A 24,223-nucleotide genomic window follows, 5' to 3' on the forward strand; every position below is an offset into this window, starting at 1 on the left:
TACCATAGATAAATCGGATTGACAATAAAACTGACCGGTATTAAAGTATCATTGGAGGTAACAAATATGAATCTTAAAAATATTTTGAATACAAAAGAACATCACCCCACCTTTGGCTTAAAAGAGTTATTAGGATATATTGGACCCGGACTCCTTGTGACCGTTGGATTTATTGATCCTGGTAATTGGGCCTCTAACATTGCCGCAGGGTCTGAATATGGATATAAGCTTCTGTGGATGGTAACCCTATCAACCATTATGCTGATACTTCTTCAACATAATGTAGCCCATCTTGGTATCGTAACTGGTGATTGTCTTTCAGAAGCAGCCAACAAGCATCTAAAACCCTGGCTGTCTAAAACCATTCTTTCTACCGGTCTTTTAGCGGCAGTATCCACTGCTATGGCAGAGATTCTGGGAGGTGCCATCGCACTGAACCTGCTATTTAAGATGCCGATTAAATTTGGTTCAGTTATCATATTAATAGTAATTATATTTTTTCTATTTACAAATTCATATAAAAAATTGGAAAAGGTCATCATGGGCTTTGTATCCATCATCGGCATATCTTTTTTATACGAGCTAAGCGTCGTTCATGTGAGCTGGCGGGAAGCTTTCGTCGGCTGGACCACCGTTTCGTTTCCTGCCGGCTCTCTTCCAATTATTATGTCTGTGTTAGGAGCTGTTGTCATGCCTCATAACTTATTCCTTCATTCGGAGATCATACAGAGCCGTCAGTGGAATCTGGAGGATGATGCGGTCATTGATAAACAGTTAAAGTATGAATTTCTTGACACATTATTTTCCATGATCATAGGCTGGGCCATTAACAGTGCCATGATAATCCTCGCGGCCACCACCTTCTTTACTCAGGCGGTAAAGGTAGAGGAGTTAGGTCAGGCACAACAGATGCTGACTCCACTGGTTGGTCCCTTTGCAGCGATTATCTTTGGCGTCGCACTGCTTTTTGCCGGTATCTCCTCCACCATGACAGCCGGGATGGCAGCAGGAACCATTTTTGCCGGAATGTTTGGAGAGCCATACGATATTAAGGACAGACATACGAAAATCGGTGTTGTTGGAATTCTTGTCATTGCAACCTTACTTATATTCTTTATAACAGATCCCTTTAAGGGTCTGGTTTACAGTCAAATGTTACTTAGCGTGCAGCTTCCTATCACCGTATTTTTACAAATTTATTTAACCTCATCCAAAAAGGTCATGGGAAAATACAAAAACAGTCTGCTAAATAATATCGTTCTCTGGTCCATTGCAATCATACTTACCGTATTGAACATAATGCTTTTCTCCAGTTACTTGTGATTCTTTACTTTTTTAACTACTTATGTTAAAGTAAATCATATCTGAAACTTACGAAGAATAAGGAGAAACCAATGCTCACAGATGATTACGCAACAAGGATGACCAATAGTGTGGTCGGTACGTTATTAAAGCTGATATTTCATATAGAATTAGGGAAGAACGAAGATACTGCATGGAAGGATGAATCGTACTTTGAGACATATCACCAGCTGACAAAGATGATTGATGAGGGTCAGATCAATGAGGCGGAAAACCGTTTGTTTGATTTGTTAGACCCAAGCAATACAGAGATTTTTAAGATGTCTCTTATGTTCTATTATTATATGAACGATAAGGACGGCGACTTCCTTGAAAAGAACAATTATACAAAAACAGAGATTACCGATGGTCTAAGGCATGTTTCAACCCTTTACGGCTACGAAAGCATGGCAGAAGCCCTTCTCGGACAGGCATCGGAATAAATAATAAACTGCACGGATACAAAGATTATTTCTTTGCACCCATGCAGTTTTTCATTTTTTATGTCTTACTTTGACATATGGCTATTCAGTTTTTCCACAAGCGCATCGACCGGAACGCCATGTACCATGCAAGCCTCTTCCAGGCTCTCCATGGTTGAGGACGGGCATCCTAAGCAATGCATTCCCATTTCAAAAAAGAAGGGTGCTGTGGTCTGGTCCTCTCTTAAGATTTCACCAATTAATGTTTCTTTCGTCACTGTCATTTAAATTACCTCTCTTCTTAAATTAGTTTTACCAGAATCAAATGCCTCTAACAAACGTCCGCTTCCTTCCTTTTGCATAAGTACCTGCTCCAGTCTTGGAAGGGAAATACCAAGCGTCTCCTTCAGCACATCCTCTACAGTTTCTACTGCAATAACGGTCAGGTCTTTCTTGACCTCATCAGGCACATCGTTTAAATCCACCAGGTTATCTTTTGGAATCAGAACCGTTTTTATACCTGCCCGCTGTGCGCCTAAAAGCTTTTCTTTTAATCCGCCGATAGGAAGTACCGCACCTCGCAAGGTGATTTCTCCTGTCATTGCCAGCTTTGAATCCACCTTATGTCCTGTGACCAATGATGCCAAAGCCGTAAATAGTGCAATACCTGCGGAAGGTCCATCTTTTGGTACTGCTCCAGACGGCACGTGGATATGAAGATCCTTTTCCTTAAAATTAAAGGTGTTCATAGGTAGCCTTGATTTTAACAGACTCAGGGAGATTCTTGCAGATTCCTTCATGACATCTCCAAGCTTTCCGGTTAAGATCACATTACCATTCCCCGGCATATCTGTTGCTTCAATAAAGAGAATCTCTCCTCCCACCGGTGTCCAGGCCAGACCCGTGACCACTCCTGGCGGATTATCATTCTGGGCCTTTTCGTGGCGGGAAACTTTTCTTCCAAGAAGTTCTTCTAAATCCTCTTTCTTAATGGTAAACGGTCCGTCGCTCTTCTTTGAAACAATTCTCTCGCCAGCAATCCTTGCCAGAGTGGCAAGCTGCTTTTTAAGACCTCTGACTCCGGCCTCTAAGGTATAATCACTAATAATCTTTTTTAAAACATCATCTTCTAAGATTAGCTGATCCGTTTCAATTCCATGGTCTTCCAGCACTGCCGGAAGAAGATGATCTTTCCCGATATGGAATTTCTCTTCTATCGTATAGCTGGAAATCGGAATTACTTCCATACGGTCTAAAAGCGGAGCTGGTATGCTCTCTAAGGAATTGGCTGTTGCAATAAAGAATACATCAGATAAATCATAGGGAAGGTCCATGTAGTGGTCGGTAAAGGTAGAGTTCTGCTCTGGATCAAGCACCTCTAAAAGAGCACTGGAAGGATCTCCGTGGAATCCACCTGACATCAGCTTATCCACCTCGTCCAGCACCATGACTGGATTGGTATGTCCTGCCTTTTTGATACTCTGTATGATTCTTCCCGGCATGGCTCCCACGTAGGTTCTCCTGTGGCCACGTATTTCTGACTCATCTCTGACACCGCCAAGGCTTAACCGGGTATATTCTCTGCCAAGGGCTTCTGCGATGCTCTTTCCAAGACTTGTCTTTCCTGTTCCAGGAGGACCAACCAGCAAGAGGATGGAACCCTTTTTCTTTTTATTCAGCTGCATAACCGCCAAATGCTGTATGATTCTGTCCTTGACCTTCTGAAGGCCGTGATGCTGCTGGTCTAAGATACGTCTGGCTTCCTCAAGGTCAACCGCCTTTGCCTCCTCCTTCTTCCATGGAAGGGAAATCAAAAGCTCCAGATAGTTTTTAATTACATTGTAATCCATCTTATTGGGTCCCTGGTCATCCAGCTTGTTATATTCCTCAAGGGCTGCTTCCTTTACCTCTGGGGGCATTCCTGCCTCCTCAATCCGGCTTAAGTAGTCTGGTTCCTTTTTGCCTCCTTGTTCTTTCCCTTCGTTTAACTCCTCCTGAATTGCCTTAAGCTGCTCTCTCAGTACGGTTTCTCGATAGTAACGATTGGTACGCTCGGAGAACTTTTCTGATATCTCCATCTGGAACTGAATCATCTCTTTGTTCTTTAACAGATGATCCAGGAAACGGAGACCCCTTTCTTTTTCTGACTGCATTTCCAATAGCTCATACCGCTCAATAGCAGGAATCTGGAGGAACTGGGATAAGTATACGATCAGGGAGTTTAAATCGTCAAAGCCTTCTACGATTTTCTGGTACTGCTCTCCTCCCGTGAACCTGGAGCTGATCTCACCGCTGACTTTCTTAATGTATCCCACCATTTCCATTTTGTTTTTCTCATCAAGATCTTTATGATCCGGGGAAATCTCATAGGAAGCAAGCATGATATCGTCTTCTTCATGCAATTCTTTAATCTCTACCCGATCCAGTAATTTAACGGAAAGCCGTACCCCTTTTTCACCTCGTTCCAGGCTGATTACTTCGAATGTAACACCAGTACGGTAAAAGTCCTCTTCTGCCTTCCTGGTCTTTCCAAAGTTCTGCTTTAAGGGCAATGCTATTTTAACCGCCTCTTCGTTCTCCAGATACTCTGCCAGTCCATCATCCAAAAGCTCCATATGAATCGAAGTTACGACATTAGGCAATAAAACTTTATATGAGACTGGAAAAACAATTCCTAATTGATTATTTAAGTAATTTTTCATAGTTTTATCCTTTCTGTGCGTAGTCTAAAGTGAATGTTCATTTATGATTGAATATTTTTTTGCGAGATTTTCTGCAATTTCACTTGCAAAACAATCCCGCCTTAATACTAACGCAATAATATATACTGTATCATCTCTATCATCTCTTCCAGCAGCTCTTCCTTCTGGTCTCTGGTCTTTCTGCTGTCAACTGCTATGGCCTTTACAGGCTGGAACATAATCGCCAGAATATTATCTTCTCTGTAGTCTTTGATCATATTCTGCTTTTTCATATCCTCCACAAGACTGTAGATGTTACAGATGCCCTTCTTCCCGGTACACTTGCCACCAAGAGATGGGCAATTGGAGAATTGCTCTACAAAACTGAATATCTCTTTATTCTCTAAAATATAGCTGTAATAGCTGCGAATGAGGACTTCAATCTGCTTCTGCCCTTCCATCTTTCTGTCTATGGAATCCAGTAGATATCCATATATTTCTTCTGAATATTCCATGTAGATGTCGTGAAGCATAACATCCTTATTCTCAAAATAAATATATACCGTTGCCGGCGAAACCCCTGCCATCTTAGCGATTTTAGAGACAGAAGTGCCATGAAAGCCCTCCTGAAGGATCAGCTTAATAACTGCTTCTTTAATGCTTCTCACTTTTTCGTCGTCTTTCTTTCTCATGTCATCACCTCTATGATTTTATAATAAATGATCATTCACTTATTGTCAAGTTTTTTTTATCTCCATGTAGTTGCTTTTAACTTGGAACAGGCAGACTACCCCCAAAATAAAGAAATCCCCGGCATGCCGTACTCGCATCCCGGAGACTTCTAAATTCATTTCCAAACCTGTTGCTCTATGATAACACTCCCCTTGCTATTACTCACAACAGTTTTTTCTATACTGCTTCCTTCAATTCTTCCATATAAGCAGCGAGGGCATCCATACCACCCATTTGGTAACGCTTTATAAACTCAGTTCCTATAATGGCACCATCTGCGCCATTCCTCATCACTTCTTTTATATCCTTAGAGGACTTAATCCCAAAGCCTACAAACGTCGGTACAGCCGATAAGGACTTCACCCGTTTGACCACCTCAATATATTCCGTTGGGAGAGATTCGAAGGAACCTGTTTTCCCCTCTCCCGATACCACATAGGCAAATAACTGGTTATGCTCAAGGGCTGTAGAAAGTGAATGATCGTCACAGGATTTACTTAATACGGAGATTTGATTAGGAAAGGTTTCCGGCGGATAATCTCCATCTACACACAAGAAACCATGGTACAGCTCCTTTGGTATCTCCTTCAGGCGAAAATGCTCCACGCCTTCTTTATAAGTCATGAGTACTACTTTAAACCGAAAACGTCTTTTGATTTCTTCTAATGTGTCTACCACATCTTCTGGGGTGATGTTTCGGGTCAGTATTTCCTTTTGAATATCTTTGATGACAGCACCATCCATAAAGGGATCAAAAACCGGTATTCCAAGTTCAAGATATCCGGCCTCTTCCTGATCCAGGAGCTCCAGTATCCGGAAGAAGTTTTCCTTATCCGGATAATAAAGCGGAAGGTAAAACACTAAATTCTTCATTACATACCTCCAAACAATTTAAGCAATAATCCTAAAATCGGGCCATAGAAGGAGTAATCTGTTTCACTTAAGATACGCATGATCGGTGCATAGCTTCCAATCATCGGAAGAAGCAGGGCCTGTCCGAATATAAGAATCAGACCATTGACAAAGGAACCAATAATAGCTCCTCTTCGTCCGCCGTGAGCGTTACCAAAGATAGCTGTAATCGCACCGGTAAAGAAGGTAGGAATCAGTGCCGGGAAAACAACGACCGGATAATTGATAAAGCCAAGGATCAGCATACCGATCAGGCCTGCTACTAAACTGGTGAGGAAGCCTAAAATAACGGAATTTGGATAGTTAGGGAACAACAGAGGGATATCAAGTCCAGGTACAGAGTTAGGAATAATTTTATTGGCAATTCCGTGGAATGCTGCAATAATCTCGGAAAGCATCATTCTTACACCTGTAATGATAACGGTTATCCACATACCAAAGGATACTCCGCGCAGGATGCTGAATACTATAATATCCTGACCACTTGTTACATTTTCACGAACCCATGCTGGTCCTGCAATAAGGCTTAAAACAAAGAACAGTATTGTCATTACAATGGTCAGTGAAATGGTCATTTCTCTTAAGAAGTTAAGTTTTTTTGGTACTTTAAGATTCTCAAGATCATGTTCCTTGTTTCCAAATGCTTTTCCGAGAAGAGAGGAAATAAGGATACCTACGGAACTGGAATGGGCCAGTGTAAAGCCCTCTCCTCCTTTTACTTCCTTCATGAACAGGGAAACGTATGCACAGGAAAATGTCATATAAACACCAAGAATCAAGGAACCGATTAAAACAAGGGGAACAAAGGAAAGGCTTGTTCCAAATTTTAAAAGTGCTGCAATTAATCCTGCGTAAAAGAAGGATACGTGTGCAGATAAGTGTACGAATTTAAAACGGGTAAATCTTGCAAGAAGAAGATTCACAAGAAAACCTAAGGCAAAGATGAGTGCCATCTCTGTACCAATTCCAGATAAACTCTCACTGGATGCTGCTCCGATGTCAGCAGAAGCTGCCGGAACGTTAAAAATCTTGGAAATCAGGCCCTGGAGAGGCAAAAGTGCCATACCAAGCGTCTGCCCTCCTACATTAATCATGGTAAAGCCGATCATTGTTTTGATTACACTTGGAAGAATCTGATCCCAGGTCTTCTTCTGAGCAGCCATACCAACGATTACAACGATACCAATAATAAATACGGCCTGGCTGAATACATTATTAATCAGATACATGAATACTCCCATATTTATCTCCCTTCTAAGGCTTATCTAAGCCCCTTTCAGTAAATTACTTCTTATTAATTGCCTCCAAAAGCTGTTCTTTTAAATACTGCTTGTCCATCATATTGTCGATTCGGATGATGTGAGCTTTGGAATCTCTCAGTACATCTGCGAAATCAGATGTTGTAATTAAAATGTCATAAAAATCAGGGCTGACAGATCCAATGTCAGACGCATCAACGGTTGCTTCAATCTTTTCTGCATCAAGAATCTGCTGAGTGAATAAACGAAGCATCATAGAGCTTCCTACACCTGCGCCGCAAACTGTTACAATCTTAATCATAATGAACCCTCCTTAATAATTTCTAATATTTGTTCTGCATTTTCAGCCATGGTAAGGCGTTCTACCTTACTTTCATCCATTAGTATATCCGCTAGTTCTGTAAGAGCCTTTAGATGAGACTGATGGTCAATGGCACATAAGCCAACTACGATCCTTACTGGATCATTCTTTGGGTGACCGAATGGAATCGGCTCTTTTAAGGTTACAATGCTAAGTCCTATATCCAGTGCACCTTCTTCTGGTCTTGCATGGGGCATTGCGATTCCTGGGGCAATTACAATATAAGTGCCGTTTACCTCCACATTTTTTATCATGGCCCTGATATAAGACTCGTCTGCCAGACCTTTGTCTACCAGAAGTCTGCCGCTTTCTGTTACGGCTTCATCCCGGCTGGCGGCTTCAAATTTTGCTGAGATCAGCTCAGTGGTTAAGATTTCTTTTAACATAGGTTGGTAAATTCCTTTCTTTAATTGTGAATTTTCTGTAATTCCCAAATATATACTCAACTCATTTTTTAATGGGGTCAGCTGGTTCTCCTCAACCTTTACATATTTGTGAATAATGTTCATCACGTCGGATATATGAATCTTTGCAGTGAGAAAGGACAATTGATTCTGTATTTCCTTGATATCATAGTCAGAAAGATAGGGGGTGACCTTTAAGACCGGGATATCTCTAAATTGAAATGGCACCGTTGAAATGATGAAATCCGGATAATGCTCCTTTAGCCACAGTGCCGCATTCCTGACACTAAAGGTTCCAAGTATGTTTACATGGAACATGGATTGCAGCCTGCTTTTTAATATTTCGGAGGTACTGATTCCGGCATTGCACACGATGATTACATTGGGTGTTCTCCGGACCTGTTTTTCATTTCGTTCGATGACCGAAGCAAAAAACAGGGTAAAATAAGATATTTCATGCTCATTGAACGTTACCTTCAACTTGTCCTCTAACACCCTGACTCCCTGTTCCACTGCCTTGTTAAGTCTTGAAAAATGATCCAGAACGTATTGGAGCAATGGATTTTCTGCCCAGTCAGAGGATAATGCTCTCTTATAAGCAGGACGCAGGTGATTGAGAAGTCCCTCATAAAGTTTGGAATCCGTTAAAAACGCTTCAAAGCCATATTCCTTTTCCACTGCCTCGATGAACTCGTTGGTCACCAGATGAAAAGGCAGCCATTTTTCTGACAAAAGCTCCTCGTATTTGACTACCGAGGCTTCTCCCAGCTTATTGGCCAGGTAAAAGCAGTCATCAACCGGGACCTCTCTCTGAAAAAGCTCTTCCAGCTCTTTCTTTCGTTCTACAAAGGTAATCTCTTCTCTGGTAAGGGGTTCCCTGGGACCTTCCGGAAATCGCTTTCCAATGGAAAGTCTGGCATAGGTGACCCAAAAAGTTACCAGCATCCGCTGAAAAGATACATCACTTAGTTCCACATTGAGCCGCTTTGCCACATCATCCAGAAACGCCTCGCAGGAGTATAAAAACCGGGAGCTTCTCTTTTCTAATTTATCTTCGAAGAACAATGGGTCCTCGCTGATGGTCAGTATGAGAAGGTTTCGGATGCTTCGCTCATTTCCGGTAATTTGATAGCCCTTAAATGGCGTCGCTTCCATTCCAATGGTATGATAACGGAATATTTCCTTTATTTCCTTTAAATCTCCTAACAGGGTGTTTCTTGAGATATCCAGCTCCTTTAGAAGATCTTCTACGGTAAATTGGTCCCCGGATAATAAAATGGCTTCCATCACACGCAGACGGCGAAATCTTTGATTGGATAAAACAAAATCAGAAGTGGAACCGATCAGCTCTTCAAATTCAATCATCAAAGGTTCCTCATAAATCAATCTTCCTTTATCTGCTTTGATGACCGGATATTCGGCGGCCTCCAGCATTTCATTTAATTTTTTTATATCGCTGTATATGGTCCTGGTACTTACAGCCATCTGCTGCGCCAGCTCCCGGACGGTAAATTCACGTTTGTTTTGGCAAACCAGCAGGAATATGTTTGGAAGTCTGTTTTCCATTGGTTCCTCCTTTATGATGAAAGTATAACATTTGTGCAAAACCATCAACAAATCCATTTTGCTTCACTGATTTTGAACAGATATGTATATGGTGTATTATTGTCTGTTTTTCTATCTTAAAATATTAGATAACTTTACTTTTTCTCTTTTTTCTTTGGATTCTCAGGAAACCAGCCTTTTTCCACTCTCTGCTTCTGCTCAAAAAGCTCGTTGATACTCCACAGAAGAGAAAACCCCATAACAGCCGATAAGCAGGAGGCCGCAATGTTGGTCAAAAAAAGTGACAGGCCAATAAAAGCGATTCCTGTAATCAAAAATAAAGGCCATACCTTTGTGCCAAAGTAATACTCCGATTTAATTACCACCGGATGTAAAAGTCCGATGATCAAAAATGTTCCGATTCCAGTGATTAATCCCTGATAGTTCATAAGCTCCTCCATATAGATTTACCCTTATTACTGGGTCAATCTTTTTCGTTTTTATTTTATCTTATTTACCATTGGATGGAATTATACAATATACAACTGCTTATTGATAGGCATAAAAAAAGCAAACTGTCCCCTAACAGTGAAACACAGGCTCTTTTTCTGTGCTTACTATTAGGGGACAGCTTACCCCTTTTGCGCTGCTATATAGGAAATTTTAATAAAATCAAAGATTCTATGATTCTAAGTCAGGGGCTTCAGGATGATTACCACGAGTTTTTTCAGGCATCGCTGCCTTAATGGCATCAGCCTCTGTTTGTGTAATAACACCCTCATTCACCATTTCTGTAAACAGATCAATCCTTTCTTTCTTGTTATCAGAAGAAAAATATTCCTTTTTTTCTGCTTCGGTCATAGCTTCCAATTTGGCTCTCTCGGCTTCTCTTTCGGATTCAAGATTGTTTAAATAAGCTATAATCTTGTCAGATGCCTCCTGATTTATGGTTCCGGCAGATACAAGACTGGCAAGATTGTTTTCAAGGGAGCCGAAGCCTCGCTTTCTTTCTCCATCTTCCTTCTTGTGTTCCGGCATAGCTGCCTTTATTGCGTCTGCCTGGGTCTGGGTAATGATTCCCTCACTCACTAAATTTGAGAATGTATTACCTTTCTTTTCTTCCTTCTTTGCGGAGAAGTATTCTTTTCTTTCCTCCTTTGTCATAGCATCCGTCTTGGTTTTTTCCTCTTCCCGGATTGCTTCCTGGGCTTTCAAATACGCAATCACCTTATCGGCAGTTGCCTGATCTATGGTTCCGTTTGCTACAAAGCTTTCCAGACCGCTCTGGTCTAATCCAAAGCCACCCTTATGATCACGTCTGCCAGCTTTTCCTTCGGCTGCAGTTGAATCCGTCTGTGAGGAACCTGCAGATGATGCCGTCGTATTTGCATATACGATAGCGCTGCTTCCAATTGTTATAGATGCTAATGCAAAAGCTAATAATGAATAATTTTTAATGTTTTTCCTCATGTAATCATCTCCTTACATATAATAGTCAACAGTTGCTTTTAACTTTTATTGATACTGCCTCCTTTCGTTTACTCTTCCCAAATCATACCAGTTAAATTTGACGGACTTATGTTTGCAATCTGATTTTCCTCTGAATTTTAAGGCAACTTCCTGTCCTTTTGTTCCAGATAAAAATTTCAGTCTATTTTCAGGTAGAAGACAAAATAACGCCATTTCTATGTTATATAATAAACCGATGCTGTTAAAAAGAGGAGTTGAGTATATGGCAAAATTATTACTATGTGACGACGAGGCTGCACTGCGTGCCGTCCTTAAGCGTTATGCTATTTTTGAGAAACATGATGTGGTGGAGGCAGCAAATGGTATGGAAGCAATTTCGCTGTGCCAAAAAGAGTTCTTTGATATTATTATTATGGATGTTATGATGCCGGTGCTGGACGGCTTTTCTGCCGTGAAAGAAATACGCAAAACTAGTCAGACCCCAGTCATCATGCTTTCCGCAAGGGGCGAGGAATATGACAAGATACTTGGTTTTGAAATGGGAATCGATGATTATGTAGTAAAACCTTTTTCCTCAAAAGAAATTATGCTGCGGGTAAACGCTATTTTACGCCGCACCTCCATAAGCACTACCACTGTACTCGAAGATAGGAACCATATTATATATGAAAAGGAAGGACTTCGGGTTGATATCACTGCCTACAAGGTATTTATTGATGATAATCTTGCAGAGATGGCTCCTAAGGAATATGATCTTCTCTTCTTTCTTATACACAATAAAAATATTGCTGTTCCGAGAGAGCGCATTCTGTCAAAAGTATGGGGGTATGATTACTTTGGTGATGACCGGACCTTGGATACTCATATGAAATTATTGAGAAAATCACTTGGTCCTTACGCCAGATTCATCACTACCTTGAGGGGGTTTGGGTACCGGTTTGATGGATAAGATAAAATTACAATGGAGAATGTTTGCGTTTTTGCTGGGTTTTTGTGCTCTTCTACTGGTGGTGCTTTGGTTAATGCAAACCGTTTTATTAAACAGCATGTACAAAATGGTCCGAAGATTAGAAATGGAACAGGCAATAAAAACGGTGGAACGCAGTATAAACAGTCCTGATCTGCAAAACGTACTTGTTACACTGAAGGATACAAAAGAAATTACCGTATCCCTTGCCGATGAGAAAACTCCACGGCCAAAGAGAAGGCCTGAAAGTAAGCATAGAATGGAAATAACTCAGGTGAGAAATTTTACCCTGGAAGACGGGAAGACCATATCGTTATTGTTTAATGCAGTGATCACCCCTGTAAATGCAACCCTGACTACCCTGAAGCTGCAGCTTTATATCGTTACAGGTATTATGATCATCCTATCTGTATTTCTTGCTCTGCGAATCGCTAAAAAGGTTTCAACCCCCATAGCCGAGACCAACAAGAGTGCTAAGGCTCTGGCCTCCGGCAATTACAACGTCAGCTTTAAAGGCCATGGGTTCCTGGAAATTAAGGAGCTTTCTGATACACTAAATACCGCAGCGGCAGAGCTTCGCAAAACGGAAAACCTCCGGCGGGAATTAATGGCCAACATTTCCCATGATCTGCGGACTCCTCTTGCACTGATTTACAGCTACGCCGAAGTGATGCATGATTTCCCTGATGAAATATCTCAAGATCAAACTCAGATTATTATGGATGAAACGAAGCGGCTAAGCTCTCTGGTCAATGACATAATGGATGTATCACGTCTGGAAACCGGGACTATGGAAATTAACAAAAGGACTTATTCCATCACCAAAAACATAAGCCAGACCATGGAACGGGTCGCTGAGCTTGTCCGTAAGGATGGGTATAAGCTTTCTTTTGATTACCAGGAAGAGGTCTATGTCAACGCTGATGAGATAAAAATCACACAAGCTATTTATAATCTCCTGATCAATGCCATTCACTATAGCGTACTTGAAAAGGATATCGTGATACGCCAGATTTCTTACAAAGGCTTTATCCGGATTGAGATTGAAGACCACGGTTGCGGAATCGCACCTGAGGACCTTCCCTTTATCTGGGACCGCTATTATAAAGTAGATAAAATACATAAACGAGGCATCACAGGGAGTGGTTTGGGACTTTCCATTGTAAAAAAAATCATCGATCTCCACGAGGGTACCTGCGGCACAAAATCCAGTCAGGATAAAGGGAGTGTGTTCTGGTTTCAGTTAAAGTCAGGGTAAAAATCCATACAAAAGGATTTCTACCCTGACTTTTCTTTGCCATAAACCTATTTAAATAAAGCTTTGAATCAACTCGTCTAGCACATGGGGCTCTCTTTCCTGGTCAAGGAGCGGTTTTCCGTCTCTTAAGAGAGCATGCTTTTTGTGGAAATCTGCCTTATCCTCTCTATAGATAATTCCAGTTGGAATCTTATCATCAAGGCCCATTGCAATTCTCATTGCCTCCAGCTTATCGGAAGGGTCATAATCCTCCGGTAGAGGCATAACAGCATTTTTATAATATGCGAATGTATTGATCTTATTAAAGGTAATACAGGGCTGCATAATATCCACATATGCGTAGCCTGGATACTCAATGGCTGCTTTCATAAGGGCTGTCAGCTGCTTGGCATCACCGCTGAAGCCTCTGGCTACAAAGCCGGCTCCTGATGCCAGGGCCAATAGCATTGGGTTTAAGGGAGGATTAATGTTGCCCTCAGTCTGTACCCCTGTCACATGACCTTCCGCTGTGGTTGGAGATGCCTGCCCTTTGGTCAGACCATAAATCTGGTTGTCATGGACAAAATGGGTGATATTGACGTTTCTTCTGATGTTATGGATAAAATGGTTTCCTCCTTCTCCATAAGAATCCCCGTCACCGGAATTGACGATTACGGTAAGCTTTTCATTGGCTATCTTAGCTGCCACTGCCGCCGGCAGTGCTCTGCCGTGGAGGCCGCAGAAGCTGTTGGCACTGATGTACTGAGGTGTTTTCGCTGCCTGCCCGATTCCTCCAAGCATCAGCACCTCATAAGGATGCTTTCCCAACTCCTCCAAGGCTGTTTTTAAACTGTTTAATATGGAAAAATTACCGCAGCCAGGACACCAGGCTGTTTCATATGTTTTGAATTCACTCATGACTTTTTACCTCCTTCCAGTAATTGTTTCACGATTTCTTCTCCTGTGATCTGACGTCCGTCATATTTTAAGATGCTGTCGTCACAGGCAATTCCTGTTTCTCCGCGAATCAGGGAAGCCAGCTGACCGGTGGCATTCTGTTCTACATTAATCAGCTTTCTGCCGCTGGCATATTTCTTTAACCGTTCCTGGGGAAGGGGATAAATGTCTCCGAATACTAAAGCTCCATAGCTGCCGCCATTCTTATTCAGGGTCTGAACTGCTTCCTTTATGGGTCCGTAAACAGAGCCCCAGCCAAGGAGAAGGGTGGAGCAATTTTCATCACCAATAAATTCAGGCTCTAAAAGTTCTTCGCATAGGCCCTTTAATTTCCTCATGCGCTTTTCCACCATCTGGTTTCTTACAAGGGCAGATTCTGTGATCCAGCCTCTTTCATCGTGCTCGTCACTGTCAGCTGCCACCAGATGCTCTGTCTTTCCAGGCACCAGTCTAGGAGAGATTCCATCTTCTGTAATCCGATAGCGTAAGTACTCCCCTTCTGCCTCAGTGGCATGGTCTGAGAAGGATATCCGGGAGAAGTCGTAAGGCTTTACACAGGCCGTTCCATCGCCAAGATACTGGTCACTCAAAAGAATGACTGGTATCTGGTATTTTTCCGCCAGATTCAAGGCTCTGGCTGTCTGATAAAAGGCATCTTCCTGGGTCCGCAAAGCAATGACCATTCGGGGAAATTCTCCCTGAGAAGCAGAAATAACAAACTTTAAATCACTTTGTTCTGTTCTGGTGGGAAGACCTGTGGCAGGTCCCGGCCTCTGTACATCTACCACCACAAGGGGGATTTCTGCAATTCCGGAAAAGCCCAGGGCCTCTACCTTAAGACAGAAACCGCCTCCGCTGGTTCCAGTCATGGCTCTTGCGCCTGCAAAGGAAGCACCAATTGCCATATTGACAGCTGCAATCTCATCCTCTGCCTGCTCCACCAGTACTCCAGCAGAATTTCCTACAGATGCCAGATACTCAAGAACGGCTGTTGACGGTGACATTGGATAGGCGGAATAAAACTTAAGGCCGCCGGCTACTGCTCCTAACCCTAAGGCTTCACTTCCTGAAATGAGCATATAATCCTGAAAGCCTCCGTCAAGATGCTCAAACAACGGTTCTACCTTTCCATAGCCTGCCTCCGCTGCTTTTACATTCACCTCCAGAATCTGGTTCTTCATCAGACTCTTCATCACCTCTTCCACATAGGTGAACGGCTCTCCAAATAATTTTAATACTGCGCCGATTGCAACGCTTCCTGATGCCCGCGCATTCCCAAGTTCTTTTGCAATCTGAGTCATGGGAAGCTTAATAATATTTAATTCCGGATCTGAATAATCCAGACTGATGTCACATAATATAAAACCTTTTCCTTTTAATTTGTCTTTATGTAATACAATGGTTTCCTCATTAAGTGCTATGATTCCATCCAAAATATCGCTGTGAGAAGTAATCTCTTCTGTTCCAAAACGCAGGAGGGAAAAGTTATGGCCTCCCCGAACCCGTGACATGAAATCTCTCGTTGTAAAAATATAGTAACCGGAACGCTTTAACAGCTTTTCCAGAATAGATACTGTGGTGTCAATGCCCTGTCCGGCAGCACCGCCAATCAGAATATTATACATAAGCTTACCTCCTTGTATTTTTCACTAATTATAACTTAATTCGACAATATTTTCAATATTATATATATTATCTTTAAAAGTTTTATTATTTGTTTATTATTTGTTTATTTTCATTGCATTTTTCCGAGAAATTACCTGATGTTATCTCTTCAAATAATAAAACTGAGATTCCTCCTCCTGTGAAACGCTTTGTATTTTCACGCCAAACGTTTCGCCAATTCGTTCATGAAGTCCCTGATCGGCTGCAGAATTAAAGCTGACAATCCTTCCCTGATCCATTAAAATCACCTGATCGGCATAATTTAGTGCCAGATTCATATCGTGAAGGACCATGACTACCGTCTTTCCCATCTTTTCATTCAGCTCCCGTATCAGCTCCATCATATCGTAGGAGACGTTGATATCCAGATAAGCAGTGGGCTCATCTAATAATATTACAGGGGTATCCTGAGCCAGTATCATGGCAAGGAATACCCTCTGCCGTTCACCCCCGGACAGCTGACACATAGGTTTTTCTCTAAACCAATTACAATCCGCCATTGCTATCGCCTGTTCTGTTATGAGCTGATCCTCATGAGAGGCCGGTTCTAAAAAAGACTGATAAGGGTACCTGCCAGAACGAACCGCCTGTTCCACCGTCATATCCGGTATGTGGCTGCTTTGCAGCAACACGGAGATTTCTCTTGCAAATAGCTTTCGCCTGATGGAGCTGATATCCTGGCCTTTTAAAATTATTCTTCCCCGGCTGGGCTTTAACAGACGGGCTAAAAGCTTGATGACCGTACTTTTTCCGCTGCCGTTGGGGCCTATGATAGCCGTTATCCTTCCCTTTTCAAAGCTTATGTTCATATCTTCAATAAAGGGAATCTTGTCGTAGGAATAAGCCACGTGCTCAAACCGGATCATAGACTCCTCCTTTTCTAACCACTGATACGGTTCTTCCTGCTTTTTAAAATCAGATATAGAAAGCAGGGACTCCCAATCAACGACATAAAGATTCCTACCGGCAGCTCATAGGGCAGAAACATGGTTCTTGAGAGCAGATCGCAGACAATGACAAACCAGCCCCCTGTCAGGGCACTGGCAGGAATTACAAACCGGTTATCCGTGCCAATGAGCAGCTTTACACCATGGGGAACCAATAGTCCTACAAAGCCGATCAGCCCACAAAAGCTTACCGCCGCACCGGCCAGGATGGAAGCCACAGCCAGATACAGGCATCGGCTTACGGGGACATTCATCCCAAGGGTTCTGGCATAATCACTTCCAAGACTTAAAAGATTTAATCCTTTGGAAGAAAGAACGGAAAGTATCAGGCCAAGAAAAATAAGAACAGAGGGACAGGCCAGAGCTTTAGTGGTCACAGAAGAGAGGCCTCCCGCCAGGAAATTGCCTGATCCTACATAGGCATCGGGATATAAAATCATGATTGTATTCATTCCGGCGCTGAATATACTGTTTACTACAAATCCGATCAGCACCAGCATAAGCTGTGACATCTGTCCCAAAGCTCCAAAAAGAAGTACCAGCAGGCAGGCAAACATAGCACCGAAAAATGCAGCTGCCGGAAGCAGATAAAGAGAAGGAGGCAATAGAGCGGACGTCAGTAACACAAAGAATCCGGCTCCGGCATTGACTCCTATAATATTTGGGCTTGCCAGAGGATTATTGAGCACGGACTGAATGATGGTTCCGGACACAGCAAGGCCGCTTCCAGCTAAAAGTGCACCTAACACTCTGGGAAATCGTACTGTCATTATGATACGATATATAGAATCGTCAGGGTCCCCTTGTCTTAAAGTTTTTATAAGCATTGATACTCCTATGGGATTGGCTCCCAGACAGAGGCCCGCCATCAGTCCTAAAAGCAGACCTGCTGCTGACAAAAAAAGAAAGACCCATGCTTTACTTCTTTTCTCCTGAAAGAATGTTTGAAAGGTACTCATAGCTTTCCCCCCATTTTGCATCTGGTTTATATAAAAACATTTCTTTCGGCAAGATGATATAATGATTGTTTTTGACTGCTCGGAGGCCATTCCAGGCCGGATTTTTCTCCACCGTTTCCTTTCGGTTTTTATCTGCCAGTTCATCACTGTTTCCCATGGGTACGACAAAAATATAATCCGGGTCTTCCTGTATGATGGACTCCATGCTGAATTCCTTTAACAGGCTCTTGTTTTTATCTGCAATGTTATTACAGCCTAAATCCTTTAGCATTTTACCAGTCATGCACTGAGAATTTTTTACTATGGCACCTCCGGAATAAGTCACGAGAAAGAGAATCGATGGAGAGGGCAAACTGCTTTTTTTCGATAGAATGGAACCAATCTTCTGTTTGATTTCCACACCATTTTTTTCATAAAGATCCTTTCGCCCTGTAATATCTGTGCAGGTTTTCAGCATATCTAAATAATCCTCAAAATAAGTCACCTGAAAGTAAGCCGTCGTAATTCCCGCCTGATTCAGTGTATCCTTAAGTGCCACGTGTTCTTTTGTTTCGGAAGAAAGAATCACCAGATCCGGGGAGCATTCCATGATTTTTTCAAGGTTCGGACTGTTATAGGTACCAACTGTCACCATATCTTTTGGCAGGGAAAGTCCTCTTTCTTCGAAAGCATCATCGGTAACTCCAACAAGCTCTCCTCCTGCATTCAGCCAGGTCTCTGCAAAGCTTCCCATAAGGGCGACCACACGCTTTGGATTCCTGACGGTGACCTCCTGGCCTAAAGCATCCGCAAACCGATATCCTTCTAATGTGGGGGCCGGCTCCTCACTTTTATGGCCGCATCCATTCACCAATCCGGCAATCAGCATACAGAGCGTTGCAGCAATGATGTATTTGTATTTCATCTTCAAGCCCATGTCCCTCCTGCCTCAAAGCCTTTTCCGTAAGCACAATAGCTGTCCTCTCCCATATAATCCCCCTCATGATAGTACCCTGCCCTTGCCCGGCAGCCTCCGCATTCCTCTTCATAAGCACAGCCATGACATGTCCCTTTGTAATGCCGGGTGCGAAGATGATTTAATAAGCTGCTGTTTCTCCATATCTGGTCAAAGGGCTCCTGTCGGACATTGCCAGCTTCCTCTACCATATAAGCACAGGGTCTTACGGTTCCCGTTGGGTCAATGATGCAATAGGACAGTCCCGCAAGACAGCCTTTTTGAAACCGGGTCTTTACATCCATCTGTTTTGCCACTCGGATAAACTGGGGCGCACAGGTAGGCTTTATATCAATGGGCACCTGCTTTTGCTTTTCCATAATGGTTTTTAGCAGATTCTCATATTCCAGTACCTCAAGGGTGGTTCTTTCCAGGAACTTACCTCTGCCCACAGGAATGAGAAAAAACAGATAGCAGGCAATGGCGCCTGTTCTTACACTGAAATCAATGATGTCACATACCTCGTTCTGATTCCAATCCATAATGGTGGTATGAATCTGAAAGGGCAGGCCGGCCTTTTTACAGTTCTCAATGCCTTCCATGGTCAGCTGATATGCATCCTCTTTTCCACGGAAATAGTTGTGTTTCTCCTGGTCCAGGCTGTCAATGCTGATTCCCATTGCTTTTGCGCCGCATTCTTTCAGCTTTTTTGCAGTATCCTCTGTAATCAGAGTTCCATTGGTACCAAAGACCGGGCGAAGGCCCTGAGCGCTGGCATATGACACCAGCTCATAGATGTCCGGGCGCATGAGAGGCTCTCCTCCACTGAATATCATAATTTTAAAACCTGCGGCTTTGATCTCTTCTATCATTTTTTTTGCTTCTTCTGTGTTCAGTTCTTTGTCACGCCTGCTTCCGGCATCCTGATAGCAATGCCTGCATTTTAAATTGCATTGATTGGTGGTCAGCCATGATACAATCATTCTTTTTCTCCTTCCATTTCCGTCCATACATTTTGCAGCAAAGCGAAAAAGTATATGCTATTATATGTGAGGTGCCTGACCCATAGAATCAAGGCGACGGTTAAAATCATGGCCTTCGTATTTACTTTTTCTTGTGGAATGGTATAATGGAGTAGATGATTTAGATACCTGATATATTTTATATACCGAAAAGAGGTGATGTTTTGTCTACAAAAGTAATCTGCAGCAAACCAATGCATGAAGAATGCTATATGAAAGGGCAATGTTTGAAATACAACGTCTGTCCCATGGCCATGGTCCAGGAGCTTGTTTCCGGTAAATGGAAGATCCTGATTCTCTGGTATTTAAGCAGCAATACCTTACGATTCAGCGAAATCAAGAAACGGCTTCCCCAGATAACCCAGAAGATGCTCACCTCCCAGCTTCGCAGTTTGGAAGAAGATAAACTGGTAAAACGAAAGGTCTATCCGGTGGTACCTTCCCGGGTGGAATACAGCTTAACAGAGCTGGGCGAAAAAATCATTCCCATTCTGGAACTGATGCACTCCTTTGGCAGCCAGTACTTAAACGCGGAGCTTGATACGGAATACGATCAGGAAGAACGCGCCGCAGAAAACTAAAAGCCTCAGGAAGCATGAGACCCGCTTACGGTCCCATGCTTCCTGAGGCTTTTTCCTATGATAGAACTTTTAATATTTAATTATTTGACAGATTGATTACCGTTACCTTTGGTCTTGACATGGACTCAATGGAATAGCGGATTCCCTGAGTACCGATTCCGGAAGCCTTTACACCTAAGAATGGGAAATGATCCGGTCCTCTTTCTGTTTTGTTGTTGACCTGGACAGTACCTACCTCCAGCTTATCTGCCACATAAAAGGCATTGTTAATATTCTGGGTAAATACTGCGGACTGGAGACCATATTCTGACTCATTGGCAAGCTTTATGGCTTCATCCTTATCTTTTACCCGAATGATGGGAAGTACCGGGCCAAAAGGCTCTTCCCAGGCAAGCCGCATATCTGTGGTCACACAATCAAACAGCGTAGGCTGAATTAAGTTTCCGTCCCGATTTCCACCTGCCAAAAGCTTTGCTCCCTTTGCCTTGGCGTCATCCATCAGCTCGCAGACAAAATCCGCTGCTTTGGTGCTGATGAGGGGTACAATATCCACATCTTTTTCAACAGGATTTCCCATGGTAAGCTTCTCTAACTTAGGCAAAATCTTTTCAATCAGCTGGTCAGCCACTTCTTCCACCACCAAAATCCTCTTTACTGCGGTACATCTCTGACCGGAATAGGAATAACCGCCTGCAACGATATTGCTTGCTGTCAGTTCCAGATCTGCATCCTCTAATACGATAGCAGCATCCTTACCTCCAAGCTCCATTAGGAGCGGCACCATGCTGGTGATACTGGATATGTGAGCGCCAACCTCAGTGCTTCCTGTAAAGTTAATAAAATCTATGCCCTTATGAGTGGTGATATAATCTCCGATCTCACTGCCCTTTCCGGTTACCGTATTTAATACACCTGCGGGTACGCCTGCCTCTTCAAAGGCTCTTGCCAGATAAAGGCCGCATAAGCTGCCCTGAGACGCTGGCTTTAATATAACAGAATTTCCTGCCATCAGGCCTGGTGCGATTTTAGAGGCTGCAAGGTTAACGGGATAATTAAAAGGTGAAATAGCTAATACAACACCAAGAGGCTCTCTTCTTACGATGGATACCTTATTGTTCTTTCCACCTGGGAAGCTGTCTCCTGGTATGCTCTCGCCGGAGATATTTTTTGCAGTATCCGCAGTAAAACGAATAAAGTCAGCCGTTCTTTCTACCTCAGACCAGCAGCTCTTTCTGTCCTTTGATATTTCCCGGATCATTAAATCTGCCAGTTCTTCCTTATATTTTAAAAGAATATCTGCTGCCCGATATAAAATTTCCGCCTTTTCATCAATGGTAACATTTCTCCACAGCTTCTGTGCTTCTCTCGCTGTTTCTATCGCCAGATCCACCTCCTCCTTTGACATGGCCGGCACCGTCCCTAAGACTGTGTTGTCTATGGGGGACTTTATTTCAATATAAGTATCACTTTTGCTTCCGACCCATTGGCCATTTAGCAGATTCCTGTATCTGTTGTTTTCATCTCTGATAGCTGTTATCATGAAACCACACTCCTATCCTTTTATTGATATCACTCATGCCTGTCAGCCAGGCTGTGTCTTTTGATTCATGTTTTTTTGATTCTTCAGACAGTACTTGTGTCTTTATCCTTAATATTATAACATTTGTATTCTTTTATCCAGTAGGCACTATTTTGACACACAGTATCAAAAAAGTAACTATGAGTCAAAATAAGATTTTCTGGTGGTTTTATCTCATATATAGCTAAATTTTTTCAAATTTAGTCCTGTAATTGTAACATAAAGGGGATGCATTGGAAACGTTTTTAAATTACAATGAAATCAAGCTTATTTTATCCCATGTAAGTAAGCGCTTTTTGTATAGTATAAACCAAAAAATCATATCATATCAAAATCAGACGCCCTAATACAAAGGAAAATGCAAATAACTGCTCCCAGGCTATTTACATTTTTAATAGGAAATAATACAATTATTTATGAGAAAATAAAACCTGTTTCCGGTTCCGCATTTTGGGGATCCGCTTTCCTGATATTCGGTCAGGAAGGCCGTGTTAAAGGTTATCAGCAAAGGAGCAAATTATGAGTGAATATTCAATTTCTAAAGTTTCCCCCGATGATAAAAGGAGCAACCAGCTCATAGACCAGCTTCTTTTGGGAGAAGGAATCCGAAGAGACAAGAACCTGGATTATACATGTGCTATGTTTGACGAGGATTTTAACGTCGTTGCCACAGGAAGCTGCTATGGCAATACCTTACGTTGTCTGGCTGTCAGCAGCGATCATCAGGGTGAGGGTCTGATGAATCAGATTATGTCCCATCTGACCGAGTATCAGTTCTCAAAGGGCAACTCCCACATCTTCCTCTACACAAAATCAACTGCCTCTAAATTCTTTTCTGATCTTGGATTTTATGAGATTGTAAGAATTGAAGGCAAAGTAGTATTTATGGAGAACAAAAGACGGGGCTTTCAGGATTATTTAAGCCGTCTTGGTGAGAATAAAAAAGAAGGTAAGAATGTTGCTGCCATCGTAATGAATGCCAATCCCTTTACCCTGGGTCATCTTACCCTGGTGGAAAAGGCTGCTGCAGAAAATGACGTGGTTCACCTTTTTATCGTCAGCGAGGATGTAAGCCTTATTCCCTTTCCTGTGAGAAAACGCCTGATCATGGAGGGGACAGCCCATTTAAACAACATATGCTACCACGACAGCGGCCCTTACATCATAAGCAATGCCACGTTCCCAAGCTACTTTCAAAAGGACGAAACATCCGTAATCGAAAGCCATGCCCTTTTAGACCTTGGAATCTTCATTAAGATTTCAGAGTCTCTGGGAATTAACAGAAGGTACGTAGGAGAAGAGCCTACCAGCCAGGTCACTGCCATCTATAATGAGATCATGAAGGAACGGCTTCCCGAAGCAGGAATTGATTGCATTATTATCCCCAGAAAGGAAGCAGAGGGAACAGTAATCAGTGCATCGACCGTAAGAAAGCTGATTAAGGAAGGTGATTTCTCTCATCTAACTGCCTTACTTCCGGAAACTACCATACGCTTTTTTGAAAGCCCGGAGGCAGAGCCTATTATTAAGAAAATCAAAGAAGCAGAGCAAGTCATTCATTATTAAAACATTTAACGGCGGTCCCAGAAGGAACCGCCGCCATTTATTAATTCTGTTAGAATGTTTCAGCTATTTTCACAGCCTTTTCAATATCCTCTGCCACCTTTTTCTCCACGTCAACACCAATCACATCAAGCTGGTCAGCAGCTATGGTGGTAAAATCAGTAACTCCTAAGAAGGCTATGATGGTTCTTAGATATTTATCACCTAATTCAAATTCTTTTGCGATATCAGAGCTGTAATCTCCGCCTCTCGTGGTAATATTAATGGCTTTTTTGCCTTTGCAAAGACCAACAGGGCCTTCTGCTGTGTACTGGAAGGTGATAGAGGAAACACAGATATAATCGATATATGCTTTTAAAATAGCCGGAATTCCAAGGTTCCATAAAGGCTCTGCAAAAATGTATTTGTCAGCCTCCAAAAACTGATAAGCGTATTTTAAAATCGGATGATCCTTTCCCACTCCAGGAGCTGGATTGTGATATTCAAGATCCTTTTCCTCTAAAAAATGAATTCCCATCTTATATAAATCCAAAACTACTACTTCGTCGTCTGGATGATGTTTTTTATACGCTTCCACAAATGCATCTGATATCTGAAATGTTCTTGATGTTCCTTCTGGTTTTGAATTTGCTTTAATATAAAGAACTCTGCTCATAATTAAAATCTCCTTTATGTTATTTTCTTC

23 protein-coding genes are annotated in these 24,223 nt (G+C 42.4%); 6 read left to right on the forward strand and 17 right to left on the reverse strand.

Going from position 1 to position 24,223, the window contains the following annotated elements; all coding sequences use genetic code 11:
* Positions 1-66 precede the first annotated feature (66 nt).
* A complete protein-coding gene (locus OW255_RS13135; protein ID WP_024835314.1) occupies positions 67-1,323 on the forward strand; it encodes an Nramp family divalent metal transporter in 1,257 nt (418 codons plus the stop codon).
* Between the two features lie 71 nt (positions 1,324-1,394).
* Entirely contained in the window at positions 1,395-1,784 is a 390-nt protein-coding gene (locus OW255_RS13140) for a DUF6483 family protein (protein ID WP_024835313.1), read from the forward strand.
* A gap of 65 nt (positions 1,785-1,849) precedes the next feature.
* On the opposite strand, the gene OW255_RS13145 is transcribed toward OW255_RS13140, so the two are convergent.
* The 9 genes from OW255_RS13145 to OW255_RS13185 all read right to left on the reverse strand — a co-directional run bounded on the left by OW255_RS13145 (position 1,850) and on the right by OW255_RS13185 (position 11,127).
* Positions 1,850-2,047 carry a DUF1858 domain-containing protein gene (locus tag OW255_RS13145; RefSeq protein ID WP_024835312.1) on the reverse strand — a complete coding sequence of 66 codons (198 nt, stop codon included), beginning with the start codon at positions 2,045-2,047 and terminating at the stop codon, positions 1,850-1,852.
* Positions 2,048-4,465: an endopeptidase La gene (gene lon / locus OW255_RS13150; protein ID WP_268114317.1), complete on the reverse strand. Its 2,418-nt coding sequence runs from the start codon at positions 4,463-4,465 to the stop codon at positions 2,048-2,050.
* Positions 4,466-4,572: 107 nt separating this feature from the next.
* Positions 4,573-5,136 (reverse strand): TetR/AcrR family transcriptional regulator, encoded by a 564-nt coding sequence (locus OW255_RS13155; protein ID WP_024835310.1) that lies wholly within the window; start codon positions 5,134-5,136, stop codon positions 4,573-4,575.
* Positions 5,137-5,353: 217 nt separating this feature from the next.
* Entirely contained in the window at positions 5,354-6,049 is a 696-nt protein-coding gene (locus OW255_RS13160; RefSeq protein WP_024835309.1) for a tryptophan synthase subunit alpha, read from the reverse strand.
* Complete coding sequence (locus OW255_RS13165; RefSeq protein ID WP_024835308.1) at positions 6,049-7,329, reverse strand: PTS ascorbate transporter subunit IIC; 1,281 nt, start codon at positions 7,327-7,329, stop codon at positions 6,049-6,051. The genes OW255_RS13160 and OW255_RS13165 overlap by 1 nt, the downstream gene beginning before the upstream one ends.
* 43 nt (positions 7,330-7,372) lie before the next feature.
* On the reverse strand, positions 7,373-7,648 hold the full coding sequence (locus tag OW255_RS13170) for a PTS sugar transporter subunit IIB (protein WP_024835307.1): 276 nt from the start codon (positions 7,646-7,648) through the stop codon (positions 7,373-7,375).
* On the reverse strand, positions 7,645-9,678 hold the full coding sequence (locus tag OW255_RS13175; protein WP_268114318.1) for a BglG family transcription antiterminator: 2,034 nt from the start codon (positions 9,676-9,678) through the stop codon (positions 7,645-7,647). Before OW255_RS13175 ends, OW255_RS13170 begins: the two co-directional genes overlap by 4 nt.
* A gap of 134 nt (positions 9,679-9,812) precedes the next feature.
* The gene (locus OW255_RS13180; protein WP_024835305.1) at positions 9,813-10,106 is read right to left on the reverse strand and encodes a DUF4491 family protein; all 294 of its coding nucleotides are present in this window, start codon (positions 10,104-10,106) and stop codon (positions 9,813-9,815) included.
* A 232-nt stretch (positions 10,107-10,338) separates the two neighbouring features.
* Entirely contained in the window at positions 10,339-11,127 is a 789-nt protein-coding gene (locus OW255_RS13185; RefSeq protein ID WP_268114319.1) for a hypothetical protein, read from the reverse strand.
* A 262-nt stretch (positions 11,128-11,389) separates the two neighbouring features.
* Between OW255_RS13185 and OW255_RS13190 the strand changes: the two genes are divergently transcribed.
* Entirely contained in the window at positions 11,390-12,076 is a 687-nt protein-coding gene (locus tag OW255_RS13190) for a response regulator transcription factor (RefSeq protein WP_268114320.1), read from the forward strand.
* Between the two features lie 124 nt (positions 12,077-12,200).
* Complete coding sequence (locus tag OW255_RS13195; protein ID WP_268114321.1) at positions 12,201-13,352, forward strand: sensor histidine kinase; 1,152 nt, start codon at positions 12,201-12,203, stop codon at positions 13,350-13,352.
* Positions 13,353-13,403: 51 nt separating this feature from the next.
* On the opposite strand, the gene OW255_RS13200 is transcribed toward OW255_RS13195, so the two are convergent.
* From OW255_RS13200 to nirJ2, 6 genes are all read right to left on the reverse strand, one after another.
* Positions 13,404-14,249: a 2-oxoacid:ferredoxin oxidoreductase subunit beta gene (locus OW255_RS13200; RefSeq protein WP_024835301.1), complete on the reverse strand. Its 846-nt coding sequence runs from the start codon at positions 14,247-14,249 to the stop codon at positions 13,404-13,406.
* Positions 14,246-15,913 (reverse strand): 2-oxoacid:acceptor oxidoreductase subunit alpha, encoded by a 1,668-nt coding sequence (locus OW255_RS13205; RefSeq protein ID WP_024835300.1) that lies wholly within the window; start codon positions 15,911-15,913, stop codon positions 14,246-14,248. The genes OW255_RS13200 and OW255_RS13205 overlap by 4 nt, the downstream gene beginning before the upstream one ends.
* 141 nt (positions 15,914-16,054) lie before the next feature.
* On the reverse strand, positions 16,055-16,819 hold the full coding sequence (locus OW255_RS13210; RefSeq protein ID WP_024835299.1) for an ABC transporter ATP-binding protein: 765 nt from the start codon (positions 16,817-16,819) through the stop codon (positions 16,055-16,057).
* A 14-nt stretch (positions 16,820-16,833) separates the two neighbouring features.
* Complete coding sequence (locus tag OW255_RS13215; RefSeq protein ID WP_024835298.1) at positions 16,834-17,859, reverse strand: FecCD family ABC transporter permease; 1,026 nt, start codon at positions 17,857-17,859, stop codon at positions 16,834-16,836.
* Positions 17,819-18,763 carry an ABC transporter substrate-binding protein gene (locus OW255_RS13220; RefSeq protein ID WP_268116609.1) on the reverse strand — a complete coding sequence of 315 codons (945 nt, stop codon included), beginning with the start codon at positions 18,761-18,763 and terminating at the stop codon, positions 17,819-17,821. Before OW255_RS13220 ends, OW255_RS13215 begins: the two co-directional genes overlap by 41 nt.
* Before the next feature lie 2 nt (positions 18,764-18,765).
* The gene (gene nirJ2 / locus OW255_RS13225) at positions 18,766-19,776 is read right to left on the reverse strand and encodes a putative heme d1 biosynthesis radical SAM protein NirJ2 (protein WP_024835296.1); all 1,011 of its coding nucleotides are present in this window, start codon (positions 19,774-19,776) and stop codon (positions 18,766-18,768) included.
* A gap of 203 nt (positions 19,777-19,979) precedes the next feature.
* Between nirJ2 and OW255_RS13230 the strand changes: the two genes are divergently transcribed.
* Entirely contained in the window at positions 19,980-20,396 is a 417-nt protein-coding gene (locus OW255_RS13230; protein ID WP_331485625.1) for a winged helix-turn-helix transcriptional regulator, read from the forward strand.
* A gap of 76 nt (positions 20,397-20,472) precedes the next feature.
* Here the strand turns inward: OW255_RS13230 and OW255_RS13235 are convergent, their stop codons facing one another.
* Entirely contained in the window at positions 20,473-21,936 is a 1,464-nt protein-coding gene (locus OW255_RS13235; RefSeq protein WP_024835294.1) for an NADP-dependent glyceraldehyde-3-phosphate dehydrogenase, read from the reverse strand.
* Between the two features lie 558 nt (positions 21,937-22,494).
* On the opposite strand from OW255_RS13235, the gene citC reads away from it, so the two are divergent.
* Entirely contained in the window at positions 22,495-23,541 is a 1,047-nt protein-coding gene (citC, locus tag OW255_RS13240; RefSeq protein WP_024835293.1) for a [citrate (pro-3S)-lyase] ligase, read from the forward strand.
* Positions 23,542-23,590: 49 nt separating this feature from the next.
* Here the strand turns inward: citC and OW255_RS13245 are convergent, their stop codons facing one another.
* Positions 23,591-24,193, reverse strand: coding sequence for an FMN-dependent NADH-azoreductase (locus tag OW255_RS13245; RefSeq protein WP_024835292.1), 603 nt, complete (start codon positions 24,191-24,193; stop codon positions 23,591-23,593).
* Positions 24,194-24,223: the final 30 nt, after the last annotated feature.

This window comes from Lacrimispora xylanolytica, from assembly GCF_026723765.1.
GTDB lineage: Bacteria > Bacillota > Clostridia > Lachnospirales > Lachnospiraceae > Lacrimispora > Lacrimispora xylanolytica.

Bases quoted from the DNA above. Each gene is read 5' to 3' on its own strand.
- OW255_RS13135 (WP_024835314.1), top strand. From the start codon at position 67: ATGAATCTTAAAAATATTTTGAATACAAAAGAACATCACCCCACCTTT.
- OW255_RS13140 (WP_024835313.1), top strand. From the start codon at position 1,395: ATGCTCACAGATGATTACGCAACAAGGATGACCAATAGTGTGGTCGGT.
- OW255_RS13145 (WP_024835312.1), bottom strand. From the start codon at position 2,047: ATGACAGTGACGAAAGAAACATTAATTGGTGAAATCTTAAGAGAGGAC.
- lon (WP_268114317.1), bottom strand. From the start codon at position 4,465: ATGAAAAATTACTTAAATAATCAATTAGGAATTGTTTTTCCAGTCTCA.
- OW255_RS13155 (WP_024835310.1), bottom strand. From the start codon at position 5,136: ATGAGAAAGAAAGACGACGAAAAAGTGAGAAGCATTAAAGAAGCAGTT.
- OW255_RS13160 (WP_024835309.1), bottom strand. From the start codon at position 6,049: ATGAAGAATTTAGTGTTTTACCTTCCGCTTTATTATCCGGATAAGGAA.
- OW255_RS13165 (WP_024835308.1), bottom strand. From the start codon at position 7,329: ATGGGAGTATTCATGTATCTGATTAATAATGTATTCAGCCAGGCCGTA.
- OW255_RS13170 (WP_024835307.1), bottom strand. From the start codon at position 7,648: ATGATTAAGATTGTAACAGTTTGCGGCGCAGGTGTAGGAAGCTCTATG.
- OW255_RS13175 (WP_268114318.1), bottom strand. From the start codon at position 9,678: ATGGAAAACAGACTTCCAAACATATTCCTGCTGGTTTGCCAAAACAAA.
- OW255_RS13180 (WP_024835305.1), bottom strand. From the start codon at position 10,106: ATGAACTATCAGGGATTAATCACTGGAATCGGAACATTTTTGATCATC.
- OW255_RS13185 (WP_268114319.1), bottom strand. From the start codon at position 11,127: ATGAGGAAAAACATTAAAAATTATTCATTATTAGCTTTTGCATTAGCA.
- OW255_RS13190 (WP_268114320.1), top strand. From the start codon at position 11,390: ATGGCAAAATTATTACTATGTGACGACGAGGCTGCACTGCGTGCCGTC.
- OW255_RS13195 (WP_268114321.1), top strand. From the start codon at position 12,201: ATGGAACAGGCAATAAAAACGGTGGAACGCAGTATAAACAGTCCTGAT.
- OW255_RS13200 (WP_024835301.1), bottom strand. From the start codon at position 14,249: ATGAGTGAATTCAAAACATATGAAACAGCCTGGTGTCCTGGCTGCGGT.
- OW255_RS13205 (WP_024835300.1), bottom strand. From the start codon at position 15,913: ATGTATAATATTCTGATTGGCGGTGCTGCCGGACAGGGCATTGACACC.
- OW255_RS13210 (WP_024835299.1), bottom strand. From the start codon at position 16,819: ATGATCCGGTTTGAGCACGTGGCTTATTCCTACGACAAGATTCCCTTT.
- OW255_RS13215 (WP_024835298.1), bottom strand. From the start codon at position 17,859: ATGAGTACCTTTCAAACATTCTTTCAGGAGAAAAGAAGTAAAGCATGG.
- OW255_RS13220 (WP_268116609.1), bottom strand. From the start codon at position 18,763: ATGAAATACAAATACATCATTGCTGCAACGCTCTGTATGCTGATTGCC.
- nirJ2 (WP_024835296.1), bottom strand. From the start codon at position 19,776: ATGATTGTATCATGGCTGACCACCAATCAATGCAATTTAAAATGCAGG.
- OW255_RS13235 (WP_024835294.1), bottom strand. From the start codon at position 21,936: ATGATAACAGCTATCAGAGATGAAAACAACAGATACAGGAATCTGCTA.
- citC (WP_024835293.1), top strand. From the start codon at position 22,495: ATGAGTGAATATTCAATTTCTAAAGTTTCCCCCGATGATAAAAGGAGC.
- OW255_RS13245 (WP_024835292.1), bottom strand. From the start codon at position 24,193: ATGAGCAGAGTTCTTTATATTAAAGCAAATTCAAAACCAGAAGGAACA.